This is a genomic window from Pseudomonas sp. QLc11A (assembly GCF_052112305.1).
Classification (GTDB): Bacteria; Pseudomonadota; Gammaproteobacteria; order Pseudomonadales; family Pseudomonadaceae; genus Aquipseudomonas; species Aquipseudomonas laurylsulfatiphila.
In genome coordinates, this window is sequence record NZ_JAVAJJ010000017.1 from 146,181 (window position 1) to 172,320 (window position 26,140).

Below are 26,140 nucleotides of genomic sequence, written 5' to 3' on the forward strand. Positions count from 1 at the left end.
TACGGTTACAGCACTGCGTTGTGTTGCAAGCCGATGGCCGTTGGCTTGTAAGGTCCATGGTCGTTACAAACCTTCCGATAGAATCCGATCCACGCTGTCAGCGAAGTAGTCCACGCTTGCCCGTGTTGTGCACATCGCAGGCTTGATCTTCAGAATGTTCAGGTAGTCGCCGGTGGGCTGCATGAAGATTCCCCTCGGCCAGCGAGTGAAACGAGGGGGTGGCGAACGTTGCTGGTGCGTGGCATCGCCGATGTCCCAGCCATGTTCGATGCGGGCTTCCAGTCTCAGTTGACAACGGTTATCGCGCCAATCGCGATGGCGGCCAACAACATCACCAGAACTGTGCCGAGTGTCCATTTCAGGGAGACTCGCTGGTTATCGCCGTAATCGATATCAAGCAGGCCACACAACAAATAGGTCGATGCAACCAGGGGGCTGAGGAGGTGAACGGGTTGGCCGATGAGCGAAGCAATCGCCATTTCGTTCGGGCTGATTCCATAGTGAGCCGCCGTTTCGGCGAGAATGGGTAGCACTCCAAAGTAAAATGCATCGTTTGTCAGTACATAAGTGAACGGCATGCTCAGCAGGGCGGTGACCAACGACATGTAATGGCCAGCCTGTTCCGGCAGGATCGTGATGATGTTATCCGAGATCGCCTTGATCATCCCGGTGCCACTCATGATGCCGACGAATATGCCTGCGGCGAAGATCAGCAGGGTGACCGCCATGACGTTGTCAGCATGACGAGCGATGACCTCTTTTTGCTGTTTCAGGCTTGGGTAATTGACCAGGCAAGCCAGGCCAAAAGCAAGCATGAACAGGATCGGCAGGGGCATCAGGCTGAGCATCATGCCGGTGATCAGCGTTAGCGTCAGCACGACGTTAAACAGGAACTTTGGGTCCTTGAGGCGAATATGTGCGTACCCCTCAAGCACGTCGTCTTCACTGACTGTTACCACACCCAGTCGGCGATATTCCATGCGCCCCAGCCACCAGGCGGCGAGGACAACCCAGGCCGCGCCGGCGATCATGATCGGTACCATCTCCAGAAACAGCTCAGTGATATCGACATGCATGGCGCTGGCTGCGCGAGAAAACGGTCCGGCCCATGGCAGGATGTTCATCACACCAATGGCCATCAGTAAAACGGTTGCCATCACCTGTAAGCGGATGCCGGTCAGTCGGTACAGCGGCAAGAAGGCAGCGGTGGCAATAATGTAAGTGGTCGCGCCGTCGCCATCGAGTCCGACACACAACCCCAAAACTGCAGTGCCCACGACGATCTTGCGAGGGTCGCCTTTTACCAGGCGCAACAGTACTTTGATCAGCGGATTGAACAGTCCAGCGTCAGTCATCAGGCAGAAATACAGAATCGCGAAGGTCAGCATGATGCCGGTGGGCGCCAGCATTTTCACGCCGTCGTACATCATGGCGCCGAGCTGAGTCGTAAAGCCGCCCAGGCATCCGAATACAACAGGGACGAGCAGTAGCGCGACCAGCGGTGACAGGCGTTTGCTCATGATCAAATACATGAAACAAGCGATCATGGCGTAGCTTAAGAAGATCAACATGGGTATCCCTTTTATTGGTGTTGTAGGGTACGGGCAGTGAGGGCGCGCTTTTTTCAGGCCGAACGAACCCCGTGCGCGATGCACACAGGCTTCAGCGCTTCATCGAGTTAGCTGTGGGAAAACATCGACAGACCGGCGTGTTCGAGATCGGCAACCAATACGGTGCTGGTGGACGAGTCAGTGATGAACAATTGCTTGTTGCCCTCGCCACCAAACGCCAGGTTGGTCAGGGTGCGTCCATCGGTACAGGACCGAATGCGATACAGCGGCACGGCGTGGGGATCGAATACCCAGACACAGGCGTTTCCGGCATCGCACACGTAAAGATTGCCGGCGCAGTCCAATGCCATGCCATCGGCACCACTGACACCCCCGGCCATTGCGGTGAAGATCCCCACTTTGCTGGTGCCTCCATCCTTCTGAATCGGCAGGCGCCAGATGGCATTTGCGCGCGTCATCGCGACGAACAGAGCACTCTGCTGGAGATCCATGACCAGTCCGTTCGGACTTGGGCCGTTGTCGATCAGTCGAGTCAGAATTTCCTTATCCATGTCGTAGGCGTACACCCGGCCAGTGGGATCCTGCTGGCCGCTCTGACCTTGATCGGTGAAGTAGAGCTTGCCGTTTCTATCAAAGAACAAGTCGTTTACACCCTTGAATCCTTCGCTACGGCTGTGGGTAAGAAACGGCGCGATTGAGCCGGTTTCAGGGTCGAGAACCAGTATTCCCTGCTTGTAGTCGGCGATGAAAATCCGGCCATCGCGGTGGATCTTGAGTCCGTTGGGCCAGCCGTCATATTCGGTGACAAGGGTCCATTTGCCCTGTGGGTCTATTCGAAAAATACGCCCGTAGGGGATGTCTGTTACGTAGAGATTTCCCTGTACGTCGAAGGATGGCCCTTCCAGAAAGCTTTTGACCTTCTGCCCGGGTTTGTTGGCGCGCACCCAATCCGAATCACCGTCCTTCCAAAAGGTTTCCGGCAACGTAGTAAACACTCGGGTCGATAAATCGCGCGGCGGGGCATACAGGCTCACAGGAGCAACTCCTACATAAGGCGGCGCAGAGAGCAGTCACCCGGTTGAAGGTGATTCGGTCTTTGCGCTGCATCGTTATTGTTCTGTCAGAAAGAACGATGTTTTTTCTAATAGAATAAATTTCGATGTAATTTTCATTCCTGTCAACTGCTTTATCGTCGAAAGGCGCTATCAGCACTACGTATGAACTGGATGCTTTAGCGGGAGGCAGGCCGTTTTTTCTGATTCGGAAGGAGGGATGTTGACACGTGAAATTGATGCGCTCATGATTTAAATCAGAACAACGTTCTGCACAACAGAATGCGCACAAATCAATACGCAGAGTACCGGCGATGAGTGACAAGAAGAACATAGACATCCTGATCAGCGAGGTAGGCCCGCGTGATGGCCTGCAAAGTGTCAACGCGACGATGCCGACCGAGTTGAAGCTCAAGTGGCTGACAGCATTGGCGGATTCCGGACTCAGAGAAATCGAGGTGGGCTCATTTGTTTCGCCCAGGCTGTTACCGCAAATGGCGGACGCAGCCGAGTTGGTGGCTCACCTGCGTAAAAGACCTGATGTGTTCGTCACCGCCCTGGTGCCCAACCTCAAGGGGGCAGAGGCCGCCTTCAATTCCGGCGTGCAAAAAATCACGCTGCCCATTTCCGTCAGCGAGCCTCACTCACTGGCCAACATTCGAAAGACGCATGAGCAGGTTTACGAAGAGGTGCGCTCCATTGTCAGTCTTCGAAACGAGCGCTTTCCTCATGTAGAAATCGAGTCCGGTTTGTCGACGGTATTTGGTTGCACGATCCAGGGCGAAGTCCGCGAGCAGGACGTGATTGGCATGGCCTTGCGCATGGTCGAATTGGGCGTTGATGAGGTCGGGCTGGCCGATACCGTCGGCTACGCGAACCCCGCTCAAGTTCGCCGTCTGTTCAACCGGCTGCGCGGTGAGATAGGTGCAAAAGCGGGTAGCGCACATTTTCACAACACTCGTGGCCAAGGGTTGGCCAACGTGGTGGCCGCGCTGGAAGCAGGTGTCACCACCATTGATGCGTCGCAAGGCGGCCTCGGTGGCTGTCCCTACGCACCAGGTGCTTCGGGCAACATCGTGACTGAAGATCTGGTCTATTTGCTCGAATCCATGGGGCTGCGCACCGGTGTCGATATCGACAAACTCGTCGCCGCTCGTGAGTGGCTAAAACAGGGCCTGCCAGGAGAGCCGCTCTACGGCTTCATTCCTGACGCGGGTGTCGGTAAAAACTTTCACTATGCCGGGGGCGCGCGATGAGCAGGCAAAATCAGAACATCCAGACCTTGCCGTTGGCGGGTATCCGGGTTGTCGAGTTTGTGCACATGGTGATGGGCCCCGCCTGCGGTTTGGTTCTTGCCGATCTCGGCGCCGAGGTCATCAAGGTCGAGCCCACCCCAGAGGGCGATAACACCCGGCGCTTGACGGGTTCTGGCGCGGGTTACTGGATGACCTACAACCGGAACAAGAAGAGCTTTGCAGTCGATATCAAAACAACGGAAGGCATGGCCGCGGTCCGCAAGCTGATTGAAAGCGCGGACGTAGTCACAGAAAACTTTCGCCCAGGAGCGATGGAAAAACTCGGGCTGGGTTATGACGACGTAAAGGCTATCAAACCCGACATTATCTACAGCTCAATGAAAGGCTTTTTGCCTGGTCCATACGAACACCGCACGGCACTGGATGAAGTCGTGCAGATGATGACGGGGCTCGCTTACATGACCGGCCCTGAAGGTCGTCCGCTACGCGCCGGCGCTTCGGTCAACGATGTGATGGGCGGCATGTTCAGCGCCATCTCGATCCTTGCAGCACTTTGGCAGCGCAAGGCGACCGGTGAGGGGCAGTTTGTTCAGACCGGACTTTTTGAAAACTCGGCCTTTCTGGTCGGTCAGCACATGATGCAAATGGCGACCACCGGTAAGCCGGCAGCCCCGATGCCCAGCCGCCTTTCAGCGTGGGCTATCTATGACGTTTTCAGCACCCTTGATGATGATCAGGTCTTCATGGGCGTGGTGAGCGACAGTCAATGGGCCAGTTTCTGTCAGGCTTTTGGCTTTGAACAGTTGGGTCGTGACCCTGATCTCGCCAGGAACACACAGCGCGTTCAGGCTCGCTCGAAGATATTGCCTTTGGTCAAGGAGCGGCTCGCAACCCTTGGCAAGCAAGAGGTCATGGCGCTGTGCGAGCAGGCAGGCTTGCCGTTTTCGCCTATCCAGCGCCCGCAGGATCTATTCGAGGATCCGCACCTGAACGTGTCTGGAGGCCTGGCACATCTCGCCCTGGAAAACGGTGACGAAGTAAAGGTGCCCATGTTGCCGTTCGAGATGAATGGTCAGCGCCTGGATGCTCGCCTGAATGTGCCTCGGTTAGGCAGCCATTCCGAGGCGCTACTCCAAGAGATGGGTTATGCGGCAGGGGACATTGAAGCCCTGCGCGGATGCGGCATCGTCCGCTGATTCTCCTGATCGACTGTGTAGCAAATTCGCTGATGGTTTTCTCGCCGTCCGCCATATAAAAATAAAGTTGAGGAACCCCGTCATGGCTATTGTCACGACATCTACCCAGCGGCCTAACGGCTTAACGGCGCAGCCGCTTGATGCGGAACAAACCCGCGTCCTTCACAAGGCCGCCTGGCGTCTGATCCCGTTACTTGCACTCGCCTACTTTTTCAATTATCTGGATCGCACCAGCGTCGGTTATGCGGCGTTGCAGATGACCGAAGAGTTGGGGCTGACGGCCACTCAATTCGGCCTTGGTGCAGGGATCATGTTTTTTGGCTACTGCTTGTGCGAGGTGCCCAGCAACCTGGCGATGTATCGATTTGGCGCCAGGCTGTGGATGGCCCGGATCATGATCACATGGGGCTTGGCCGCTGCCGCAACTGCATTGGTCGTCGGGCCTTACAGTTTCTATGTGGTGAGGCTGATCCTGGGTATCGCCGAGGCGGGTTTCTTTCCTGGCGTTATCTTCTTTCTGACGCTGTGGTTTCCGGCGCAGTACCGCACCAGGGTGCTTGCGTGGTTCACGGTGGCCACACCGATTTCATTCCTGGTAGGCGGGCCACTGTCCATTTGGCTCTTGCAAATGCATGGCTTCCTTGGCCTCGCAGGTTGGCAATGGATGTTCATCATCGAAGGGATGCCGGCCTGTATTCTGGGGCTGATCACGCTGAAGGTGCTGACCAACCACCCGGCAGAAGCCAAATGGCTGACACCCGGCGAGCGTGAGCTGATCGCGGGCATGCTGGCTGAAGAACAGAGCAAGGGCCATCACAGCCACGGTTTCAAGGCAGCGCTGAAGGATCCTCGCGTCTGGATTCTCAGCTCTATCACGTTCAGCTTCACGTTGGGTTCCTACGGGATCGGCATCTGGCTGCCGCAGATGCTCAAGGCGCATGGCGTCGAAGTCAGCATGATTGGTTGGGTAGCAGCGATTCCCTACTTTTTCGCAACCATTGGCCTTTTGATCTGGGCAAAACATGTCGATCGCACCGGTAAGGGCATTTTCAACCTCACGCTTGCGATGCTCCTTGCAGGCCTGGCGCTACTATTTGCGCTGCAGATGAATGCACTGGTTCCAGCACTGGCCGGTATCTCTCTGGCGTTGGTCGGTACGATCGCCGGCAAGACCATCTTTTACACGTTGCCAGGCAAGTTCCTTCGCGGCCAGGCAGCGGCGGGTGGTATCGCGTTGATCAACTCGATTGGTGCATTCGGTGGTTTCGTGGGGCCCTATCTGATGGGGTTTCTCAAGGATTACACCGGTTCATTCACCGCGGGGCTAATGGTGATGGGATGCATCATGTTTTTGGCCGCCGCGATGGTTGTGTCGTTACGCCTGTTCCTGCGAGAGGAGTGACACGCTGGCTCCATGGCTGTTCAGAAGGTATCTTAGGCCCACTAAAATTTTCTTGTGGGTGATCCAGCGGCTCCAGTGCTGCTGGATCGCCTGCGAGCTCAGACCTCACGTTGAGTGGCTATGAACACCGAATCCGACACAAGCCTTTCTAATCAGTCCAACAGTGCGGAAGGAGGCGGCGTCGCGGCTGTCGATCGCGCTTTTTCGATTCTCTCGGCCTTTCAAGCCGAGCAAGAAAGCCTGACGTTGGCCGAGCTCGCGAGGCGTACCGGGCTATATAAAAGTACGATCCTGCGATTGATTACTTCGTTGGAGAAGGCCGGATTTGTACGGCGCTTGAGCGATGGCAGTTACTCCGTCGGACCCGAGCCTCTTCGTCTGTCACAGCTGTACCAGGCATCCTTCCGTCTGCGCGATGTCATTTATCCATTACTGGAGTCCATTACCGAGGAGAGCGGTGAAACGTCCTCTTTCTATGTGCTCGAAAACGGTAGCAGAGTCGTGTTGTTTCGGGTTGAGCCTAAGCGAGCGGTGCGTGTTTCCGTACTCGAAGGCGCGCGCTTTCCATTGCAAGCAGGTGCATCAGGGAAGATTCTTCGTGCTTTTTCTCGACAGTCAGATCCCCTTTTGGCGGAGGTGCGTGAGCGCTTTTGGGCCTGTTCTTTTGGTGAAAGGGATCCGGAAACGACCGCTGTATCAGTACCGGTATTCTCCATGGGCTATGAGCTCAAGGGGGCGCTGACGCTGTCGGGTCCCTCAGACCGTCTCTTGCAAGAGCATATCCAGCATGCCGCGTCGATCCTTTTACGCAATGCTGCTATTGCAACAAGCGCGTTAGGCGGCAGTGATACAGAATTGCGAAATGCGCTGAAAAAACTGAACCCGTAAGTATCCTCCATTACTCAATGACCGCTTCACACCTGTGGATTCAACCGGTCGATGCCGCACACTAAATGTAAGCGTATGGCCAACACAGCTTGTGCGATTAACGGTCTGGTGAGCAGGTGTTAGGATCTGGGGGCCCAAGCCTGACCTGATGCAGGTGCGCGCGGGCGTTTTGCGACGTCAAATATCGAATCACCAGACGGGCCGGATGGTGCACTAATGTTTCTAAGTCTTGAAGTTCGCAGCTACGAGAGGGAAAACCCTAACCACCACCATCATGACCATACTCAATTGGTACTGCCGATTCATGGCCGAATGGAAATTGACGTAGACGGGCGCGGGGGCTGCATTGATCAGTCATTGGCAGCGCTTGTGACACCCGGCTCGGTGCATTCGCAGCTCACTAACGTCGATAGCCGCTTTTTGGTTTTGGATTGTGCGCCTACGACGTTGGAAACACTCCAGATCGGGCGTCTTGCTCAGAGAATATATGTGCCTATTCCCCCAGCGACACGTCGGCTTATCGAGTTCGCTGAGTTGATAGGCAACACGCAACTATCCATCGCGGCCTCACAGTTGGGCCCTCTGCTTTTGTCGTCCCTTAGCCCGGATACCTGCTGTTTATCAGACCCCATGGAGCAGTTGATCGCCCGTCTTCGGGCGAATCCTGGAGCTAACTGGAGCAACGAAGTGATGGCTCAAGTAACAAACATGAGCATGAGTCAACTGCACCAGCGATTCCGGCAATTGTTCGAGATGAGTCCTCAAGCGTGGCTGACTGATTTACGCATACAAGAAGCGCAGCGATGGTTGCGTGGAACCTCATTACCGATATCCGAGATTGCCTTGCGTGCAGGCTTCTCCGATCAGGCATCGCTGACCAGGACCATGCAACGTGTGAGCGCTACGACCCCGGCGGTTTATCGTAAAGCGCAAAAACAGTCTGGGTAAAAAATCCCACAGTTACCGACAATACTCCCCCGAGTCAGCTGCTCCAGACTTAATCCATTACGCTTTGGAGCGCGGGTGAAATGTTTGCTGATCGATCTCTGCTCAAGGGCATCGTCTACGGGGTTTGTGCGGGCCTGTGTTGGGGAGTGATTTTCCTCGGCCCCCAGCTAACCCCGGGGCTGAGTGGCCTGCAATTCGCCGTCCTGAGATTCCTCTGCTATGGCGCGATCTCGGCGGTCTTGCTTATGCCGCGCTGGAGGCGCGTTTGCGCCAATCTCACTATGGCCGATTGGAAGTCACTCTTCTGGCTTAGCCTGATAGGGAACCTCATCTACTACGCGTTGGTGGGCACCGGTGTGCAGTTGGTTGGCATTGCCACAACGTCCCTGATTGTCGGACTCATCCCGGTGCTCGTCACTTTGGCAGGTCGTCATGACGTCAACGCCGTTTCTTTGCGCAAGCTCGTCCCCTCGCTGTGCTGCGCTGTGGGTGGAGTCGTGCTTATCAGCTGGCATGCACTGATCAATGGAGACAGGCCCGATACATTGACAAACATCGCCGGGATTTTATGCGCGACGGGCGCATTAGTGACGTGGAGTTGGTTCGCAGTGAGCAACGCTCGTCGGTTGGTTCAGGTAGCAGGCGTTTCCTCGCATGACTGGGCACTGCTGACAGGGATCATGACTGGCGCTCAGTCACTGCTTTTGGCGGTGCCTGTCCTGGGTTTGCAGCCCGGGACGCATGGCAACTCCGAATGGCTGCATTTTTTCCTGGTGGCTGGTGGCGTAGCCCTTTTATCTTCGGTTGTGGGTGGCGCGTGCTGGAACCAGGCGAGCCGACTTCTACCGTTGGCACTTAGTGGGCAAGTGCTCGTGATTGAGACGTTAGCGGCGCTCGTTTTTGGATTTTTATGGGAATATCGGTTGCCCGAGTCATATGAAATGGTGGCGATTGCACTGCTGGTGACCGGTGTCGTCTGGTGTCTGAATTGTCATCGTACTCCCCTTCATTCTCCGGTTGTTTAGCTCGGACAGTGACGCCAAGGCTTTTAGAGTAATGCTGACTGCCCCTGTCAATCCGATGCGGTGGCGTCCAGTGGTGCGGTAACAGCTCGGCGAGCTCACTTGCACGCTGCGTCGGCAGGCGTGTAAGACTTTCCTTCAAGTAAGCATACGGATCATGTCCGTTGAGCCGCGCCGACAGGATCAGACTCATGATCGCCGAGTCATTGGTTGGGCATTTTCGCTGGTCAATGACGCCTCGCCCGACAGCGTACTTTGGCCGCAAGCTCTATCTCTTTGACGTTGAGGTGTTTTTGTAACGCTCAGACTGTGGGGGCAATCGAAAGTAGTCAGCGCTCGTCAAATCACATGACCGGAGCACGCAGAGGGCGGCATGCTCCGTCTATGCATCACGTTACTCAGGGTGATTCCAATTCATCATCAGAGAGAACGTATCGAGGTGCTGATTGCGCGGGCACACTTTATAACCGCTGGAGCTATCCGTCGCTGCGCCTCCTCTAAAGTCCATCGGCTGGTCGGCGCAACCACGTGCACCGAGGCCACTGGTTTATGCTGACTGTTGATGATAGGTGCTGCAATGGTCATATCTCCGAGGTAAAGCTCCTCCAGATTAACGGCATAGCCGTTATCTCTGATTGTCTGAATCTCGCTGACTATCTCGTCCACTCTTGTCAGGGTGTGTTGGGTATGACGCTTCAGATCACTGGCAACCAGCACCTCACTAACCCCCTCATCGCTCAAGGCGCTTAGGTAAGCCCTGCCAGAAGCCGTGCAGTACATCGGTATACGACTGCCGATAGGCAGGTGGATCGGAATGAACTTGGGGGCTACGAAACGAGCCACGTAGATCATTTCCAGGTCGACCGGTTCGGTGAGGTTCGTCGATTCCCCCGTGAGCTCAGCCAATTCGGCGAGAAAAGGGTTGGCGACGTCTACCAGCGTATCCGCTGCCAGATAGTTGTAACCGATTTCCATGACGCGTGGAGTGAGCTGGAAACGCTTGGATTGAGGGTTTTTACACACGTACCCCAACGCCTCCAAGGTGAAAATCATGCGCTGTGCAGAGCTCTTGTTGATGCCGGCTGCCTCGGCAATTTCTGCCAGATTCATTGTCCGCTGGCGTGCGTTGAATGCACGCAGTACGGCTAGACCCTTCTCTAGAGACTGATTGAAGAGGCTGTTTTCGTTCTCGATCATGGCGCCATCTCTTTTGCTGATTCTGATTTAAATATCGATATGCGATATTTATAAATCTCTTTACGATTTTTGTAAATCATATATATTTAATTCAAGGCCTTTTTTTGATGCGCAAAGGCTGTCCACCACTCACAACTACAAGAACCGCGTCAAATTGGAGTGTTCAACATGTATCCTCGCCTTCGTGTGTTCACCTGTGCCATTGCTCTGGTCGCTGGCTGTGCCGCTTCTCTCGTTGCTCAAGCCGAGACGTTCAAGGTCGGCGCCACCGCTACCGGAGCACCCTTCACCTTCCTGGATGTGAAAAGCAACAGTATCCAGGGCATGATGATCGACACCGTCGAAGCCGTCTCCAAGGCTGCTGGCTTCGAGGTGGATATTGCGCAAACCACCTTCGCTTCGCTTATCCCGTCCCTGACAGCCAGCAAAATTGACATCATCTCCGCAGCGATGGTGCGCACCCCGGAGCGTGAGAAAGTCGTGCAGTTCTCCGATCCGGTGTTCGAGTACGGCGAGGGCTTGGTGGTGCGGGCTGACGACAATACGTCGTACACCGGCATGGATGACTTCAAGGGTGAGGTGGTGGGTGCCCAGGTCGGCACCATCTTCCTCGATGCGCTCAATAAGCGCGGCATCTTCAAGGAAGTCCGTGGCTATGACTCGATCGCGGACCTCACCCGCGACCTGTCTCTGGGGCGGATCAAGGCCGGATTCGGCGACCGTCCCATCCTGGCGTACCAGATGTCTTTAGGCTCCCTGCAGAAGGTGCGGCTGGTTGACACCTATCAGCCTCAGATCAAGGGTGAGGTCTGCCTGATTCTGCGCAAGGGCGATGAGCAGGCGCTCGCTGAAGTGAATAAGGGCATTGCCAAGATCAAGGCAGATGGCACCCTCGCGCGCATTGTCGAGAAGTGGAAGCTTAACTAAGCGCCTTTGTTGGCTTGGTGCCCCCACCAGGCCTTGGTTGAACTCGCCTCATGGATAATCCTATGTTTCTCCAGAATGCTCTGGACTTCCTTCCCATTCTTTTGAGCGGGGCGGTGGTCACTTTGCAGGTTACGGTTGCATCCTTCCTGCTCAGTTCGGTCATCGGCCTGGTTTTGGCCTTGATGATGGTGTCAAAGGTCCGCACCATTTCGTTGTTCGCGATCACCGTGGTCAACTTGATCCGCGGTCTTCCAATCATCGTTCAGCTGTTCTACATCTATTTCGTACTACCTGAATTCGGCATTCAACTGACCGCAATGCAAGCCGGCATCATCGGTCTCGGTATCGCCTACTCGGCTTATCAGGCTGAGAACTTCAGGGCCGGCATACAGGCCATTCAGCAAGGGCAAATCGAAGCCGCGGAATCGCTAGGCATGCGCGGCTTCATGGTGATGCGCCGCGTTGTACTTCCGCAGGCTTTCCGTATCGCTTTGCCACCCTACGGCAACACCTTGGTCATGATGCTCAAGGACTCGTCGCTGGTGTCCACCATTACCGTTGTGGAGATGACCCGTGCAGGTCAACTGATCGCTTCATCCACATTCGAAAACATGACGATCTATACCCTGGTAGCGCTGCTCTACCTCTCTTTGAGCCTGCCGCTGTCCTTCGCGTTACGCCGCCTTGAGAAGCGGCTTGGAATGAGGAAAACGTCATGATCGAGATCAAAGCGCTGCGCAAGAGTTACGGCAATACCTGCGTGCTCGAAGGAATCGACTTACAAGTTAATAGCGGTGAGGTGGTTTGCCTGATCGGGCCGTCAGGCTCTGGTAAATCCACGCTTCTTCGGTGCATCAATGGCCTGGAGACATACGAGGGCGGGGACATCCTGGTGTCCTCCGAACGTGTTGATCGTCACGCGAAAAGCATCCACGAGATCCGCACTCAGGTTGCCATGGTTTTCCAGCGTTTCAATCTGTTCCCTCATCGCACCGCCCTGGAGAACGTGATGGAGGGCCCGATCTATGTGAAAAAGGAAAACCCTCAAGAGGCTCGCGAGCACGCTCGCCAGTTATTGGAGAAGGTTGGCCTTTCGCATCGTATCAATGCGTTCCCGGACGAGCTTTCGGGCGGTCAGCAGCAGCGGGTAGCGATCGCGCGCGCATTGGCCATGCGCCCAAAGGCCATCCTTTTCGACGAACCGACCTCTGCGCTCGACCCTGAACTGGTGGGCGAAGTCCTGGCGGTAATGCGCAAACTGGCCGACGAAGGCATGACCATGGTGGTGGTGACTCATGAGATGGGATTTGCTCGCGAGGTCGCTGATAAGGTCTGCTTCCTTTATGGCGGTCGTATCGTGGAAGAAGGTCCTGCCCATGAAGTTCTGGGTGCACCCAAGCATGCGCGTACTCAAGATTTTTTGCGCCGTCTGCTCAACACCGATGAGGTGTCGGCATGACTGGACAGCAGTTGGCATTACCTCCTTCTCTCTGGGCATCTACGGCCGCTGCCGGACCGGCGACACCGCAGCTGTGTGAAGACAAGCAGGTAGACGTTGCTATCGTCGGGGCTGGTTATACCGGCCTGGTAACGGCCCTGCACCTGGCAGCAGGTGGCGCGAAGGTGTGCGTTCTGGACGCAGCCGAGCCAGGCTGGGGAGCGTCGGGACGCAATGGAGGCCAGGTAATTCCGGGGCTTAAGCACGATCCGGATGATTTGCTAAAGATGTTTGGTAGTGAGCGCGCCGAGGCCCTGATCGATGTGGTAGGCAACGCGGCTGACGAGGTGTTCGAACTGATCGATCGCTACGGTATTGAGTGCGATGCCACCCGTAAAGGTTGGATACAACCCGCGGTATCCGCTACGGCAATGCGCAATATCGAGAGCCGGGCCGAGCAATGGCAACGACGCGGTGTGTCCGTGGAGATGCTTGATAAAGCCAGCGTGACCAAGCGAATTGGTAGCGATGATTACTTGGGTGCCTGGGTCGATCCACGCGCCGGTAGCGTGCACCCGTTGAACTATGCCCGTGGACTGGCTCGCGTCGCTCTCAACCATGGTGCTGAAATTTATGGTCGCAGCCCGGTCGTTAAGCTGGAGTCCAGGGACGGCCACTGGAATTTGACGACGGGCCAAGGTTGCAAGGTCCGGGCTCAGCAGGTGGTGCTGGCGACTAATGGGTACACCGACAACCTCTGGCCAGGTTTGCGGCAGACGGTTCTTGCCGCCAACAGCTTCATTATCGCGACCCGGCCTTTGCCCAAAAACCTTAGGGAAACGGTATTGCCTGGTGGCGAAGTATGCTCCGACGCCCGTCGGCTGCTGATGTATTTTAAGCAAGATGCTCAAGGTCGAGTTTTGTTCGGTGGGCGTGGGCCATTTTCAGAGCCGACTTCGAACAGTGACTGGGCTCATCTGGAGCGAGCATTGGCAGGCGTCTTCCCGCAACTGGAAGGTGTGCCTTTGGAATATCGCTGGAGCGGTCGCGTAGCACTGACAAAGGATTTCCTGCCTCATGTCCATCAGCCCAAGCCGGGCTTGAGCATGTTGCTAGGCTACAACGGACGCGGTATTGCACTTTCAACAAGCCTGGGCCGCCATTTAGCCATGAACCTTCTCGGTAACGGGCAGGAATTCCCTTTCCCGATCACCGGTATCAAGCCGATTCCGTTTCATGGCCTGCAGCGCGTTTATGTCGGCCTGGGTATCGCTTGGTACCGAATGCTCGACGCTTTGACCTGACGACCTGCTGGCGCCCCAGCTTCCTCAACACATGGAGGGGGAGGGGCGCTAACCGATGTCGATCAAAATCCCCCTGCACCCTGCTCGACGTAAAACATCAAGGAGACCAGCATGTCAGTCGTCCGCATCCGTTTGCATGACCAAAGCACATTTTCCCCCCAAACTCCGGTCGGGCAGCCTATTGGAGAGCCCGTCGCGATGACCCGTACAGCCGAACACATGCCTCTGGAAGGCTACAACGCAGTTACAGGTTTCTGGGAGTGCAGCCCGGGGCAATTCCGCCGTCAAGTGGCAGGCGCCGAGTACAGCTACATTGTCAGTGGTGAGGGCTCGTTCACGCCGGATAATGGAGAAACCATCCAATTCAAGCCGGGCGATGCACTCTTCTTCGAGGCCAACTCCCACGGTACCTGGGATATTCGCGAAGCTGTGCGCAAGACTTATCTAATACTCAAATGATCGCCAATCCTACATAGAGACGTAAGCAATGGGATGGACGCCCCCGCCCATAATCGTATCGCTGTGCCAGAGTGAGTGGTGTCGCCATCCACTTGTGCAAAGGGGTAGTCAGCCATGGAAATCAAAACCGTTGGTATCGACTTAGCCAAAAACGTGTTCCAGATCCATGGCATGAACGAGCGAGGCAAGCCGATATTGCGCAAGCAACTGAAGCGCGATCAGGTAGTGGTATTTTTTGCTAATTTACCGCCCTGCCTGATCGGCATGGAAGCTTGTAGTAGCGCTCACTATTGGGCCCGCAAGCTTGAGGAACTGGGCCATACCGTGCGACTCATGGCTCCCCAATTCGTCAAACCCTATGTCAAGAGCAACAAAAATGACGCAGCAGATGCCGAGGCCATCTGCGAGGCTGTGACTCGGCCAACCATGCGGTTTGTGCCAATCAAGAATGTTGAACAGCAGTCTGTGTTGGCCCTGCACCGTGCGCGTCAGGGATTCGTGAAGGCGCGCACAGCTCAAGCCAATCCGTCCTCCGATGGCTATTGCTATGTCAATGCCGGCAAGGTGCGAGCCCGGGGCTTCGAAGCGGAAATCAGCGGTGAAGTCATTGAGCGCCTGCAACTGCCGACGGGCTACACCTACACCCAGACCAAGACCCTGGATGACATCGACGCCAGCCTGAACGGCGCTGCGCTCAACGGCAACAACCTGTTCGACAAGCGTTACTACACCACTATCGGAACCGAGTCGTTTGGCAATTACTACGGTGATCCACGCAACTTCATGGTGTCGGTCAAGGCCAGTTTCTGAGCCGGTCTTTGTAGGAGCGAGCTTGCTCGCGATGGACCTGAGAGCGACGCGTTTATCCAGAAAACACGCGTTATCGTTAACGTCCATCGCGAGCAAGCTCGCTCCTGCAAAGGTGGGGGGATCTTAGTTTTTGTCGAGATCCACGTTACGCGTCTCACGCAGGCAAATCATCCCCACCACCAGGCTCACCCCGGTGATCACCACCGGATACCACAGCCCGTAGAAGATGTCCCCGGTGTACACCACCAGCGCGAACGACACCGTCGGCAGGAAGCCGCCGAACCAGCCGTTGCCGATGTGGTAGGGCAGGGACATCGAGGTGTAGCGGATGCGGGTCGGGAACAGTTCGACCATCAACGCCGCCAACGGGCCGTAGCACATGGCCGAGATGATGATCAGCGCGACAATCAGTGCCACGATCATCGGTTTGTTGATCTGCTGCATGTCCGCCTGTTGTGGGTAACCGGCGAGAGTCACGGCACCGCGCAAGGCGGCTTCGTCGAATCCATCGATCTTCACGTCACCGACGCTTACCTGCACGTCACTGCCGGCCGGGGCCGCTGCGCTCTGGTACGGCAGGCCCTGCTTGACCAGGAAGGTTTTGACCTTGTCGCAGGGGCTGTCGAATTTCGCCTTGCCCACCGGGTCGAACTGGAAAGTGCAGGTGGCCGGGTCGGCCATCACGGTGATCGGTGCCTGGCGGCTGGCCTGGTCGATGGCCGGGTTGGCGTAGTGGGCCAGGGTCTTGAAGATCGGGAAGTACAGCGCGGTGGCCAGCAGCAGGCCGATCATCAGCACCGGCTTGCGCCCGACCTTGTCCGACAACCAGCCAAAGAAGATGAAGAAGGGGGCGCCAATGGTCACGCTGACAATCAGCAAGCCGTTGGCCACGGCCGGGTCCATTTTCAGGAACTGGGTGAGGAAGAACAGCACATAGAATTGCGCGGCGTAGAAGGTCACCGCTTGCCCGGCATTGATGCTGAACAGCGCGATCAACACCACCTTGAGGTTTTCCCATTTGCCGAAGGAATCGCGAATCGGCTGTTTGCACAGCTTGCCTTCCTCTTTCATTTTCACGAAGGCTGGCGACTCGTGCAGGCTCAGGCGAATCCAGGTCGAGATACCCAGCAGCACGATGGAAAACAGGAACGGAATGCGCCAGCCCCAGACTTCGAACTGGTCACCGGTGAAGTAGCGGCAGCCCAGCACCACCAGCAGCGAGAGCAGCAGGCCCAGGGTCGCGGTGGATTGAATCCAGCTGGTGTGGAAGCCGCGTTTGCCCATGGGCGCGTGCTCGGCGACATAGGTCGCGGCGCCACCGTATTCACCGCCCAGGGCCAGGCCCTGGAGCATGCGCAGCACCACCAGGATGATCGGCGCGGCGATGCCGATGCTGGCGTAGGTCGGCAGCAGCCCGACACAGAACGTCGCCAGGCCCATGAGGACGATGGTGGCGAGGAAGGTGTATTTGCGCCCGATCATGTCCCCCAACCGACCGAACACCAGCGCGCCGAACGGCCGGACGATGAAGCCGGCGGCGAAGGCCATCAGCGCAAAGATGAACGCCGTGGTGTCATTGACCCCGGCGAAAAACTGTTTGCTGATGACTGCCGCAAGGGCGCCATAGAGGAAAAAGTCGTACCACTCGAAGACGGTCCCGAGGGACGAGGCGAAGATGACTTTCTGGGTTTCCTGGCTGGTGCCCGCGCTGCGCACGGCTTCCAGGGTTTGAACATTTTCTGACATACCGGTATCCCTCACAGTGATTGTTTTTGTTGTTCCACTGTCGGCGCCAGTCTTGAGGGCTGGTGCCGCTGTTGCGATGTATCGGGCGTACTCGTTACTTGTAGGAGCGAGCTTGCTCGCGATGAACCTGAGAGCGCACGTGGGTGTCAGGTTTACAGCGTTATCGTTGACGACCATCGCGAGCAAGCTCGCTCCTACAGGGGGCGCGCAGGATTCAGAGGTGTGCGATCAGTTCCATTGTCGGTGTGGTGCTCCTTGTGGCGGGGTTGAGGATCATCTGTGCAGCCTTCTCGGCAATCATCAGCGTCGGCGAGCAGGTGTTGCCCGAGGTGATGCGCGGCATGATCGAGGCATCGGCTATACGCAAGCCGGGGATGCCATGGACCTTGAGTTGCGCATCGACCACGGCCTCGGCGTCATTGCCCATTCGGCAGGTGCCCACGGGGTGGAAGATCGTGGTGCCGATGCGCGCGGCGGCTTCGTGCAGTTGTTCTTCGCTTTGCAGGCTGGCGCCGGGCAGGTATTCCACCGGATTGAAGGCGCGCAGGGCCGGCGCGGCGACGATGCGCCGGGTCAGGCGAATGGCGTCGGCGGCGATCCGCAGGTCTTCCGGGTGGCTCAGGTAATTGGGCTGGATCAGTGGTGCTTGTTGCGGATCAGCCGAGCGGATATCGACCCGGCCACGGCTTTGCGGGCGTAGATCGCAGACCGATGCGGTGAACGCCGGGAACGCATGCAGCGGTTCGCCAAAGCGCTCCAGCGACAGCGGCTGCACGTGGTATTCGAGGTTGGCTGAAGTCTGTTCCGGCCCCGAGCGGGCAAAGGCGCCCAACTGGCTCGGCGCCATGGAGAGCGGGCCGCTGCGGTCATACAGGTAGCGCAGGCCCATGCCCAGCTTGCCCCACAGGCTGCCGGCCATCTGGTTCAGGGTGCGGGCATTTTCCAGCTGGTAGATCAGCCGCAGTTGCAGGTGATCCTGCAGATTGCCGCCGACACCGGGCAGTTCATGGGCGACGCCAATGCCCAGCCGTTCCAGCAGTGGACGCGGGCCGATGCCGGAGCGTTGCAGGATGCCAGGCGACCCGACCGAGCCGGCACAGAGGACGATCTCCTTGCGTGCCTTGAAGGTCTTCACCTCGCCTTGCCAGCGGGCGCTGACTGCAGAGGCGCGGCCATTGTCCAGCCGCACGCGGTCGACTTCGACACCGGTCAGCACCGTGAGATTGGAGCGTTGGCGAATCGGTTTGAGAAACGCCTTGGCCGCGTTCCAGCGGATGCCGGCCTTCTGATTGACCTGAAAATAGCCGCAACCTTCGTTGTCGCCCTGGTTGAAGTCATCGATGCTGGCGATGCCGTTTTGTTCGGCGGCACTGCGGAAGGCGTCGAGAATCGGCCACGACAGGCGCTGGCGTTCGACTCGCCATTCACCCGCGTCGCCGTGAAATTCGGCGGCGCCGGCGAAGTGGTTTTCACTCTGCTTGAACAGCGGCAACACGTCTTGCCAGCTCCAGCCGGGGTTGCCGTCGGCGGCCCAGCGGTCGTAGTCACCGGCCTGGCCGCGCATGTAGATCATGCCGTTGATGGATGAGCAGCCGCCCAGTACCTTGCCGCGCGGATAGCTCAGGGCGCGACCTTGCAGGCCGGGTTGTGCTTCGGTCTTGAAGCACCAGTCGGTGCGCGGGTTGCCGATGCAGTACAGGTAACCCACGGGGATGTGAATCCACGCATAGTTGTCGCGGCCGCCGGCTTCGAGCAACAACACGCGATGTTGAGGGTTGGCCGACAGTCGATTGGCCAGCAGACACCCGGCTGGGCCGGCCCCGACCACGATGTAATCGTATTCATCAAGGGAAGCCTGCATCCCTGACCTCATTTTGTTGTTCTTGTTGTCTGTCATCCTAGTTGTTAGCTTTCGTCAAAAGAATGTTAGTTTTTGCGCAGCCGCTGTGCGTTTTTAAACAGCATCCCGAACGGCAACGAACAAGGACGCTTCATGTTCGACTGGAATGACCTGCGGTTTTTTCTCGAATTGCAGCGCAGCGGGCGTTTGCTCACGGCTGCCCGGCGCTTGAACACCACCCATGCCACCGTGGCGCGGCACATCGAGGCCATCGAAAAGAGCCTGGGTACGGCATTGTTCGTCCAGCATGCCCAGGGTTATGAGATGACCCCGGCGGGCGAGGCGTTGCTTAAACACGCCGAGGCGATGGAGAACGTGGCGCTGCTGGCCCAGGAGGAAATCACCCAATCCACCGCGCCGCTGGGCAAGATCCGCGTCGGGGTGACCGAAGGCCTGGGCATCATGTTCCTCGCCAGTCGCATGAACGGCTTGTTCGAGCGCTATCCGGGGCTGGAAGTGGAGCTGGTGGCGGTGCCGCGGTTTGTCAGCATCCTCAACCGGGAGGCGGAGATCAGCATCCACCTCGAACGCCCGGCCGCCGACATGCTGGTCACCCGCAAACTCACCGACTATCGCCTGGCGTTGTATGCCAGCCAGGACTACCTCGATCGTTCGCCGCCGTTGCGCAGTCGCGAGGACTTGGGGCGTCACGCGTGGATCGGCTACGTCGATGATTTGCTGTTCAGCCAGGAATTGATGTTCCTCAACAGCTTCTGCCGCAACCCGCAGGTGGTGTTTCACAGCACCAGCGTGATCGCCCAGCAACAGGCTGCGCGCTCGGGCCTGGGGATCGCGGTGCTGCCGTGTTACATGGCCAGTGCCGATCCGGGGCTGGTGCCGCTGTTGCCGGATGAAAGCATCCAGCGCAGCTACTGGATCAGCACTCGTCGGGAGTTGCACAAGTCGGTGCGGTTGCGGGTGTTGTGGGATTATGTGGTGGAGCTGTGTGAGCGGGAGCAGGGGTTGCTACTGGGTGGCTGACCTGACGCCATCGCGGGCAAGCCCGCTCCCACAGTGGTTCATGTCGTACGCAAGTGTTGTGTACACCCGAGATACCTGTGGGAGCGGGCTTGCCCGCGAAGGCGGCGGAACATCCAATATCCATCTTGAGGTTTAAGCAACAATCTCGAACGCCGTGCTGGCCAGCCTTTCGCCGTTGACCATGACATGCACCGCATGGTGCCCCGCATAATGCCGGCGGGTGGTGAGTTCCTTGATGTGTTGCCCACGGCTGACGGCTTCGCTGGCGTTGCCGGGCAGTGTCAGCGCCTTGAGCTTGAACACCTTCGCCGAGGTGCTGCCGTTGGCCTTGACGTAATCGATGGCGTAGTCGATCACCAGGCGCTGGCTGCTTTCAACGGTGGATCTGATGGCAAACGACAGGGTGATCTTTTCTCCCAGGCCAATCACCGGCGGTTCGACTTTCACATCGACGATCTCGACTTCAGGCTTGCCGCCCGCGCCGATGATCGCCAGTGCCCGCTGGTTGCCCTGTTTGATCAGGCTGCGCAGGGCGTGCCTGGCGATCCATGCCGTGTGCCGGTTGTCCAGCGACCAGCCTTCGATCAGGTCCAGCACCCAGTCGGGGTGGTCCTTGGTGATGTCGTTGAGGTGGTTGGCCACGGATTTGCGCACGTACAGGCTGGTGTCGGCCTTGAGGTTGTCGAGGATCTTCGCGGCGAGTGTCGGGTCGGCCTGGACGGGTTCCAGGCGGAATGACCAGGGCAGGCGTGGCCGGCAGCCTTCACTGGCCAGGCGTCGTACGTGCTCGTTGTCATCCAGTGACCAGTCGTGCATCAGCTCGAGCGAACGTTCGAGGTCGCTGCGCAAAAAATAGCGGATCGCGAATTCCGAAGAGCCGAAAGCGGTGAAGTACTTCAGCGCGTCCATCGACTGCTCGAACGCATGGGCGCCGTAGCGGGCGACGTAGTGCGGCAGGCACATGCTGACGAAACCGCTGTTCAGGCGCGGGGCGAGGGCGCGCAGCACCTGCAGCGATGCTTCATAGTCCAGCGGCAACACCGCGTGCAGGCATTCGCTGACCCGGGCCATGCGCTGCATGACGCTGAGGTCTGCCAGGCCGGATTGGGCCAGCTTCAGGAATTTCTCGCCGTCAAAATCGGGGTACACCGCCGTCATCTCTGTGGCGATGTGCTTGAGGCGCTCGGTGTTGAAGATTTCCTTGAGGGCGGGGGAGGATTCGTCAGCCATGGTGGATTCCTTTGAAATGATTGTTTATCCAATACACCGTGTCATCGTTCATCGCGGGCAAGCCCGCTCCCACAGGATTAATGGATGTACGCAAAATCAAGGACACCCGAAATAACTGTGGGAGCGGGCTTGCCCGCGATGAGGGCCGAATAGTCACCTCATTTCTTGCCTGCCTGCTCCTGCAGTTGATCCGACTCGAACAACCTGGCCAGTTCCGCCCGCGCTTCCTGCGCCGTCTGCAGCACTTTCACCGCGTCGTCATACACCGCGTGCTGGGCTTCCAGCACCTCTTCGTCGTGCTGCTTGAAACGTTTGATCCGCGCATCGGCCTGGGCCTGGGTCAATCCCAGGCCGATCAGGGTCTGCCGGCTCATTTCCAGGCTCGAAAAAAAGGTCTCGCGCACAGCGTGAGCATCGACGTCCATCAGCCGGTGCACATGCTGACGGTTACGGGCGCGGGCGATGATTTTCATATGCGGATAGAGCTTGCGCACCAGCTCGGCGGTCTTGATGTTGGTGTCCGGGTCGTCTGTGGCGATCACAAAAAATTCGGCTTCGCCGACCTTGGCCGCGCTGAGGATTTCCGGGCGCATCGGGTCGCCGTAGAACACCGGCACGCCACCGAAGCTGCGGGACAGTTCGATGGTTTCCACCGAGGTGTCCAGGGCCACGAACTTGATGTTCTGCGCGCGCAGAATCCGCGCAACAATCTGGCCCATGCGGCCCATCCCGGCGATCACCACCCGTGGTGCGTCGGTGTCGATTTCACGGAACTTCTCCGGTACTTCCACCGGTTGCACTTTCGGGCTGACCAGGCGTGCGCAAACCAGCAGCAACAGCGGCGTCACGGCCATGGACAGGGTGATGGTCAACACCAGCAAGTCATACAGCCCGGCGGCGAACAGCCCATGGTCGCGACCGATCTTGAACACCACAAAGGCAAATTCACCTCCGGCCGCCAACACGATACCCAGGCGGATGGCACTGACGTTCTTCAAACCTCCGGCCAGGCGACCGACAATAAACAGCAGCGGCAGTTTGATCGCGATCAGCAGCAGGGTCAGGCCCAGCACCGCGACCGGCATGCTCAGCAACAGGCTCAGGTTCGCGCCCATGCCGACGCTGATGAAAAACAGCCCCAGCAGCAGGCCCTTGAACGGTTCGATCTGGGCTTCCAGTTCATGGCGGTACTCGGAGTCCGCCAGCAGCAGGCCGGCGAGGAATGCGCCAAGGGCCATGGAAATACCGACCAGCTCCATCAACCAGGCAGTGCCGATCACCACCAGCAGCGCGGTGGCGGTGGAAACCTCCGGCAACGCGGTCTTGGCCACCACGCGGAACACCGGTCGCAGCAGGTAACGCCCGCCGATCACCACCACGGCGATGCTGGCCAGCACTTGCAGGCCGTGGTTCAGGTTTTCGCTGGCGCTGGTGCTGTGATCGCCACCGGCCAGCAACGGCACCATGGCAATCAAGGGGATTGCGGCGATGTCCTGAAACAACAGGATTGCGAACGCCAATCGCCCGTGGGGGCTGGTCAGCTCCTTGCGTTCAGCCAGGCTTTGCAGGCCGAACGCCGTGGACGACAGCGCCAGGCCCAGGCCGAGGACGATCGCGGTGTTCAACGGCTGGCCAAACAACCACAAAGCCACCACGCCAATCACCGTGCCGGTCAGCAACACTTGCGCCAGACCTACGCCGAACACTGATTTGCGCATCACCCACAAGCGTCGCGGCGACAGCTCCAGGCCGATGATGAACAGCAGCAAAACCACGCCCAGTTCGGAAATGTTCGCGACGCTTTGCGGGTTGTCGATCAACCCCAGCACCGACGGGCCGATGATCACCCCGGCGAACAGGTAGCCCAGGACCGCCCCCAGTTGCAGACGCTTGGCTAACGGAACGATGAGCACGGCCGCCATCAGGAACACGACAGCGGCTTGTAGCAGGTTGCTTTCATGGGGCATGGGCGAAATTCCAGGACTCGGGGCAGCGGGGGGCGTCAAGGATAAAGGTTGGGTTCTGTGAAGATCCACTGCGGGAGTGGTCTGTCATGGAGATTGATGGCGAATCTTGCCGGCCTCGCAGGAGCTGGGGGGTGATCGGGTTCTCATAAATCTGGAAAGAATCGGCGAATGACCTGTGCTGGAGTTTCGTGGCAAGGTCAGGCTGCGGCAACACGCCCGGCGTGTTGCCGCAGTCCTCAGTCGCCAGTGGACAGCCCATGCTTGTGTGCATAAGCGTACAGATCTACGCGGTTTGTCAGGCCCAGCTTGCTGTAGATCGATGTCAAATGGTTGCGCAGCGTGTGCTCGCTGATGTGCAGTTTCTCGGCCACCAACTTGCCTGGCGCTGAGGGGTCTCGGGCCAGCGATGCAATGGTTTGCTGCTCGCGGCGCGTTAGCTTGGCGATTTTTTGTTGCTCCGGGTCTATTTCGCGCTCGGCTTTCTTGCGCGCCAGTTCAAGAAAGATACGGCTGGTGGCATTGCGGTCAATCCACAGTTCGCCGTCATGCACTTTTTCTATGGCTTTGAGCAATGTTGATGCGGAGGCCGACTCCCGCTTATCCACCACGCCACGTGCGCCCGCCAGCACAGCACGGTCATGCAGCGCCACGTCGCTCGACCCGGTCACGACCAGAATCCTGGCTTTGGTCTGGTTGTGCAAGTCGGCCAGCGACTCGATACAGTCCTCGCTGTCCAGGTCCAGCACCACCACATCCGGTGCGTATTGGTGCGGAGAAAGCAGGTATTGCGCCACCGACGACACCGAACCCGCCAGCGCCAATCTTGGTCGAGCGCTTTCCACCAGACGCTCAAGGCCCCAGGCCACGAGCGGTAGAGCTACTAACAGAACTTGAATTGGCATGCGTGTCGCTGCCCCTTTAGGCGGGTTGTGTTAGCTGATCATGATAGCAATCGTTGCAGTCCGTAGCTTTTTCCATAGCGCTTGACTCCCCCCTCCCATGACATTTGTCCCGTAAAACACTGTTTTGATGGGTGATTGACTCCCAGAAAAAAAGGGATAGCGCGCTCATGTAATTAACAGCGGTCGTTTTTAGACTGCCGACATGAAAGACACACTCCGCATTGAGCCCCGAGAACAAGTCACCCTGTCGCTGCAACTGATCGGCGGGGGCAACGGTGTCACCCGTGACATCAGCGCCTCCGGTTTGTATTTCGAAACCGATAGCGAGCAGCAGGTGGGTAGCTTGATTGACTTCGAGATCGAGCTCGACGCTCCCGGCGGCCCCATGAAGTTCAGGGCGCAAGGACAAATCGTGCGCATTGAGCCGCTGGGCGGCAGGGCCGGGGTGGGTGTGAAGCTACTGGCCAGCCGGCTGGTAGCGGTGGAGTGAAGTGTTCGTGGAGTGAGCAAGAATCGGCTTGCGGCTGTTGGCGGCCTACAGCGGTTTTTTGCTCTGAGTGACATTCTTGGGAGAAAGACATGGCTAGCACCACCACTACCAGCGGCGGAACCGTTACCTCGTTTTCCAACACGCCGCAGGCGAAGGATGACGTCTTTACCACCACTGAAAATCTGCTGGGGGTCGTGTATTGGGACGTCATGTCCAATGACCTCGGCGGTAACGCGAAGACACTCTGGTCACTCGACAACGCGGACAGTCTTTCTACTGCCACCAAGGCTTATGCTCCGGCCGACCTCCTGACCCAGGATACGTCGAGGGCTGAGGCGACGAGTTCTGACACCAGTGTGAATGGTGCAAAGATCTGGATCACCCCGGACGGTAAGGTCGGCTACGACGCCGCTACTTTCACCACTGCTTTCAAGGCACAACTCCAGGCGCTTGCTGTCGGAGAGGTCCTGACGGACAGCTTTACCTATGCGATGCGCCTGGGCAACGGCACGCTCAGTTGGGCCACCGCGACAGTGCAGTTCTCGGGCATGAATGATGGGGTGACCGTCAACCTCGAGACGCAGGCCGGCATGGTGACCGAAGACGCCGACACCACTGCGAGCGCGACCGACTCGCTGACGGCCAGCGGCACGATTGTGTTCAACGACGTCGACCTGAGTGACACGCACATGGCGACGTTCGCACCGGCGGCGGGCAACGCTACTGATCTTGGTACGTTCGTGCTCTCGCCGGTAAGCGAAGCCGCGAACGCGGCCAATGGTTCGGTGCAATGGACGTACAACCTGAGCAATGGGGCGGCGCAGTACCTGGCCCAGGGACAGACAGTTACCGAAACCTACCTGGTCACCATCAGCGATGGTCATGGTTCGACGGTAACGCAGAATGTGACTATCACCATCACCGGCACCAACGACGGGCCAACGGTTACGGCGGCAGAAATCGAAAGCGGTGCGGTGACCGAAGACGGCACCACGGTGGCCAGCGGCAGCTTCGCCTTCGGCGACGTGGACCTGGCCGACGACGCCCATGTGGCCAGCGTGAGCGCGCCGGCCGGTGCGCTGGGTACGCTGGTGGCCACTGTGAACGACGAGAGCACGGGCGACGCGGCGGGCAGCGTGGGCTGGAGCTATACGCTGAACAACAGCGCGGCGCAGTACCTGGCCGAGGGTCAGACCAAGACCGAAGTGTTCACGGTGACGCTGACCGACGACTTCGGGGCGACGGTGACCAAGGATGTGACGATCACCCTGACCGGCACCAACGACCAGCCGACGCTGACCATCGATGACAAGACCGGGGCGATGAGCGAAGGCAATGGCGCAGCCACGCTGAGCGACAGCGGGGCGCTGAGTTTTGCCGATCTGGACAGCAACGACGCCGTGACGGTCAGCCAGACCGCCAACAACGACATCGCCTGGAGCGGCGGCACCCTC

General features: G+C 58.0%; 23 protein-coding genes and 2 pseudogenes. 16 read left to right on the forward strand and 9 right to left on the reverse strand.

The annotated features are described in order from the left end of the window. Nucleotides 1-284 precede the first annotated feature (284 nt). Together Q8X48_RS22950 and Q8X48_RS22955 are read right to left on the reverse strand one after the other, a co-directional pair. Complete coding sequence (locus tag Q8X48_RS22950) at nt 285-1,571, reverse strand: CitMHS family transporter (RefSeq protein ID WP_095967598.1); 1,287 nt, start codon at nt 1,569-1,571, stop codon at nt 285-287. A 107-nt stretch (nt 1,572-1,678) separates the two neighbouring features. Beyond that, on the reverse strand, nt 1,679-2,605 hold the full coding sequence (locus Q8X48_RS22955; RefSeq protein WP_407802553.1) for an SMP-30/gluconolactonase/LRE family protein: 927 nt from the start codon (nt 2,603-2,605) through the stop codon (nt 1,679-1,681). A gap of 332 nt (nt 2,606-2,937) precedes the next feature. On the opposite strand from Q8X48_RS22955, the gene Q8X48_RS22960 reads away from it, so the two are divergent. The 6 genes from Q8X48_RS22960 to Q8X48_RS22985 all read left to right on the forward strand — a co-directional run bounded on the left by Q8X48_RS22960 (nt 2,938) and on the right by Q8X48_RS22985 (nt 9,338). After that, nucleotides 2,938-3,879 (forward strand): hydroxymethylglutaryl-CoA lyase, encoded by a 942-nt coding sequence (locus Q8X48_RS22960; RefSeq protein ID WP_407802554.1) that lies wholly within the window; start codon nt 2,938-2,940, stop codon nt 3,877-3,879. After that, the gene (locus tag Q8X48_RS22965; protein WP_407802555.1) at nt 3,876-5,075 is read left to right on the forward strand and encodes a CaiB/BaiF CoA transferase family protein; all 1,200 of its coding nucleotides are present in this window, start codon (nt 3,876-3,878) and stop codon (nt 5,073-5,075) included. The genes Q8X48_RS22960 and Q8X48_RS22965 overlap by 4 nt, the downstream gene beginning before the upstream one ends. 82 nt (nt 5,076-5,157) lie before the next feature. Beyond that, nucleotides 5,158-6,477 carry an MFS transporter gene (locus Q8X48_RS22970; RefSeq protein WP_015095489.1) on the forward strand — a complete coding sequence of 440 codons (1,320 nt, stop codon included), beginning with the start codon at nt 5,158-5,160 and terminating at the stop codon, nt 6,475-6,477. A 120-nt stretch (nt 6,478-6,597) separates the two neighbouring features. After that, the gene (locus Q8X48_RS22975; RefSeq protein WP_015095488.1) at nt 6,598-7,365 is read left to right on the forward strand and encodes an IclR family transcriptional regulator; all 768 of its coding nucleotides are present in this window, start codon (nt 6,598-6,600) and stop codon (nt 7,363-7,365) included. A gap of 216 nt (nt 7,366-7,581) precedes the next feature. After that, nucleotides 7,582-8,313: a helix-turn-helix transcriptional regulator gene (locus tag Q8X48_RS22980; RefSeq protein WP_015095487.1), complete on the forward strand. Its 732-nt coding sequence runs from the start codon at nt 7,582-7,584 to the stop codon at nt 8,311-8,313. 80 nt (nt 8,314-8,393) lie between these two features. Then, nucleotides 8,394-9,338: a DMT family transporter gene (locus tag Q8X48_RS22985; RefSeq protein WP_407802556.1), complete on the forward strand. Its 945-nt coding sequence runs from the start codon at nt 8,394-8,396 to the stop codon at nt 9,336-9,338. 61 nt (nt 9,339-9,399) lie between these two features. Here the strand turns inward: Q8X48_RS22985 and Q8X48_RS22990 are convergent. Both Q8X48_RS22990 and Q8X48_RS22995 read right to left on the reverse strand, forming a co-directional pair. Further along, nucleotides 9,400-9,537 (reverse strand): annotated as a pseudogene (locus Q8X48_RS22990) (transposase domain-containing protein); the annotation flags it as partial. Nucleotides 9,538-9,755: 218 nt separating this feature from the next. Then, nucleotides 9,756-10,532 carry an IclR family transcriptional regulator gene (locus Q8X48_RS22995; RefSeq protein WP_407802557.1) on the reverse strand — a complete coding sequence of 259 codons (777 nt, stop codon included), beginning with the start codon at nt 10,530-10,532 and terminating at the stop codon, nt 9,756-9,758. 168 nt (nt 10,533-10,700) lie between these two features. On the opposite strand from Q8X48_RS22995, the gene Q8X48_RS23000 reads away from it, so the two are divergent. The 7 genes and pseudogenes from Q8X48_RS23000 (at nt 10,701) to Q8X48_RS23030 (ending at nt 15,470) form a co-directional block, all read left to right on the forward strand. Then, complete coding sequence (locus Q8X48_RS23000) at nt 10,701-11,459, forward strand: ABC transporter substrate-binding protein (protein ID WP_015095482.1); 759 nt, start codon at nt 10,701-10,703, stop codon at nt 11,457-11,459. Nucleotides 11,460-11,509: 50 nt separating this feature from the next. Next, entirely contained in the window at nt 11,510-12,178 is a 669-nt protein-coding gene (locus Q8X48_RS23005) for an amino acid ABC transporter permease (RefSeq protein ID WP_083884576.1), read from the forward strand. Then, nucleotides 12,175-12,918: an amino acid ABC transporter ATP-binding protein gene (locus Q8X48_RS23010; RefSeq protein ID WP_015095480.1), complete on the forward strand. Its 744-nt coding sequence runs from the start codon at nt 12,175-12,177 to the stop codon at nt 12,916-12,918. The genes Q8X48_RS23005 and Q8X48_RS23010 overlap by 4 nt, the downstream gene beginning before the upstream one ends. Beyond that, nucleotides 12,915-14,201, forward strand: coding sequence for an NAD(P)/FAD-dependent oxidoreductase (locus Q8X48_RS23015; RefSeq protein ID WP_407802558.1), 1,287 nt, complete (start codon nt 12,915-12,917; stop codon nt 14,199-14,201). The genes Q8X48_RS23010 and Q8X48_RS23015 overlap by 4 nt, the downstream gene beginning before the upstream one ends. A 111-nt stretch (nt 14,202-14,312) precedes the next feature. Further along, on the forward strand, nt 14,313-14,660 hold the full coding sequence (locus Q8X48_RS23020) for a cupin domain-containing protein (RefSeq protein WP_407802559.1): 348 nt from the start codon (nt 14,313-14,315) through the stop codon (nt 14,658-14,660). A gap of 114 nt (nt 14,661-14,774) precedes the next feature. Then, nucleotides 14,775-15,185, forward strand: a pseudogene (locus Q8X48_RS23025) (IS110 family transposase); the annotation flags it as partial. Then, complete coding sequence (locus Q8X48_RS23030) at nt 15,159-15,470, forward strand: TonB-dependent receptor domain-containing protein (RefSeq protein WP_371918133.1); 312 nt, start codon at nt 15,159-15,161, stop codon at nt 15,468-15,470. The pseudogene Q8X48_RS23025 and the gene Q8X48_RS23030, both read left to right, overlap by 27 nt. A gap of 123 nt (nt 15,471-15,593) precedes the next feature. On the opposite strand, the gene Q8X48_RS23035 is transcribed toward Q8X48_RS23030, so the two are convergent. Next, the gene (locus Q8X48_RS23035; protein ID WP_095967607.1) at nt 15,594-17,216 is read right to left on the reverse strand and encodes an MFS transporter; all 1,623 of its coding nucleotides are present in this window, start codon (nt 17,214-17,216) and stop codon (nt 15,594-15,596) included. A 214-nt stretch (nt 17,217-17,430) separates the two neighbouring features. After that, nucleotides 17,431-19,077 (reverse strand): GMC family oxidoreductase, encoded by a 1,647-nt coding sequence (locus Q8X48_RS23040; RefSeq protein WP_407802560.1) that lies wholly within the window; start codon nt 19,075-19,077, stop codon nt 17,431-17,433. 132 nt (nt 19,078-19,209) lie between these two features. Between Q8X48_RS23040 and Q8X48_RS23045 the strand changes: the two genes are divergently transcribed. After that, the gene (locus Q8X48_RS23045) at nt 19,210-20,097 is read left to right on the forward strand and encodes a LysR family transcriptional regulator (RefSeq protein WP_407802561.1); all 888 of its coding nucleotides are present in this window, start codon (nt 19,210-19,212) and stop codon (nt 20,095-20,097) included. 132 nt (nt 20,098-20,229) lie between these two features. Here Q8X48_RS23045 and Q8X48_RS23050 read toward each other — a convergent pair whose 3' ends face one another. From Q8X48_RS23050 to Q8X48_RS23060, 3 genes are all read right to left on the reverse strand, one after another. Next, nucleotides 20,230-21,327 (reverse strand): DNA alkylation repair protein, encoded by a 1,098-nt coding sequence (locus tag Q8X48_RS23050; protein ID WP_407802562.1) that lies wholly within the window; start codon nt 21,325-21,327, stop codon nt 20,230-20,232. Nucleotides 21,328-21,485: 158 nt separating this feature from the next. Further along, entirely contained in the window at nt 21,486-23,294 is a 1,809-nt protein-coding gene (locus Q8X48_RS23055; RefSeq protein WP_407802563.1) for a monovalent cation:proton antiporter-2 (CPA2) family protein, read from the reverse strand. Between the two features lie 236 nt (nt 23,295-23,530). After that, nucleotides 23,531-24,196 carry a LuxR C-terminal-related transcriptional regulator gene (locus Q8X48_RS23060; protein ID WP_407802564.1) on the reverse strand — a complete coding sequence of 222 codons (666 nt, stop codon included), beginning with the start codon at nt 24,194-24,196 and terminating at the stop codon, nt 23,531-23,533. Nucleotides 24,197-24,398: 202 nt separating this feature from the next. Here Q8X48_RS23060 and Q8X48_RS23065 point away from each other — a divergent pair, with 202 nt between their 5' ends. Then, nucleotides 24,399-24,686: a PilZ domain-containing protein gene (locus Q8X48_RS23065; RefSeq protein ID WP_126046110.1), complete on the forward strand. Its 288-nt coding sequence runs from the start codon at nt 24,399-24,401 to the stop codon at nt 24,684-24,686. Nucleotides 24,687-24,775: 89 nt separating this feature from the next. After that, on the forward strand, nt 24,776-26,140 hold a 1,365-nt coding region (locus tag Q8X48_RS23070; RefSeq protein ID WP_407802784.1), incomplete at its 3' end, for a VCBS domain-containing protein.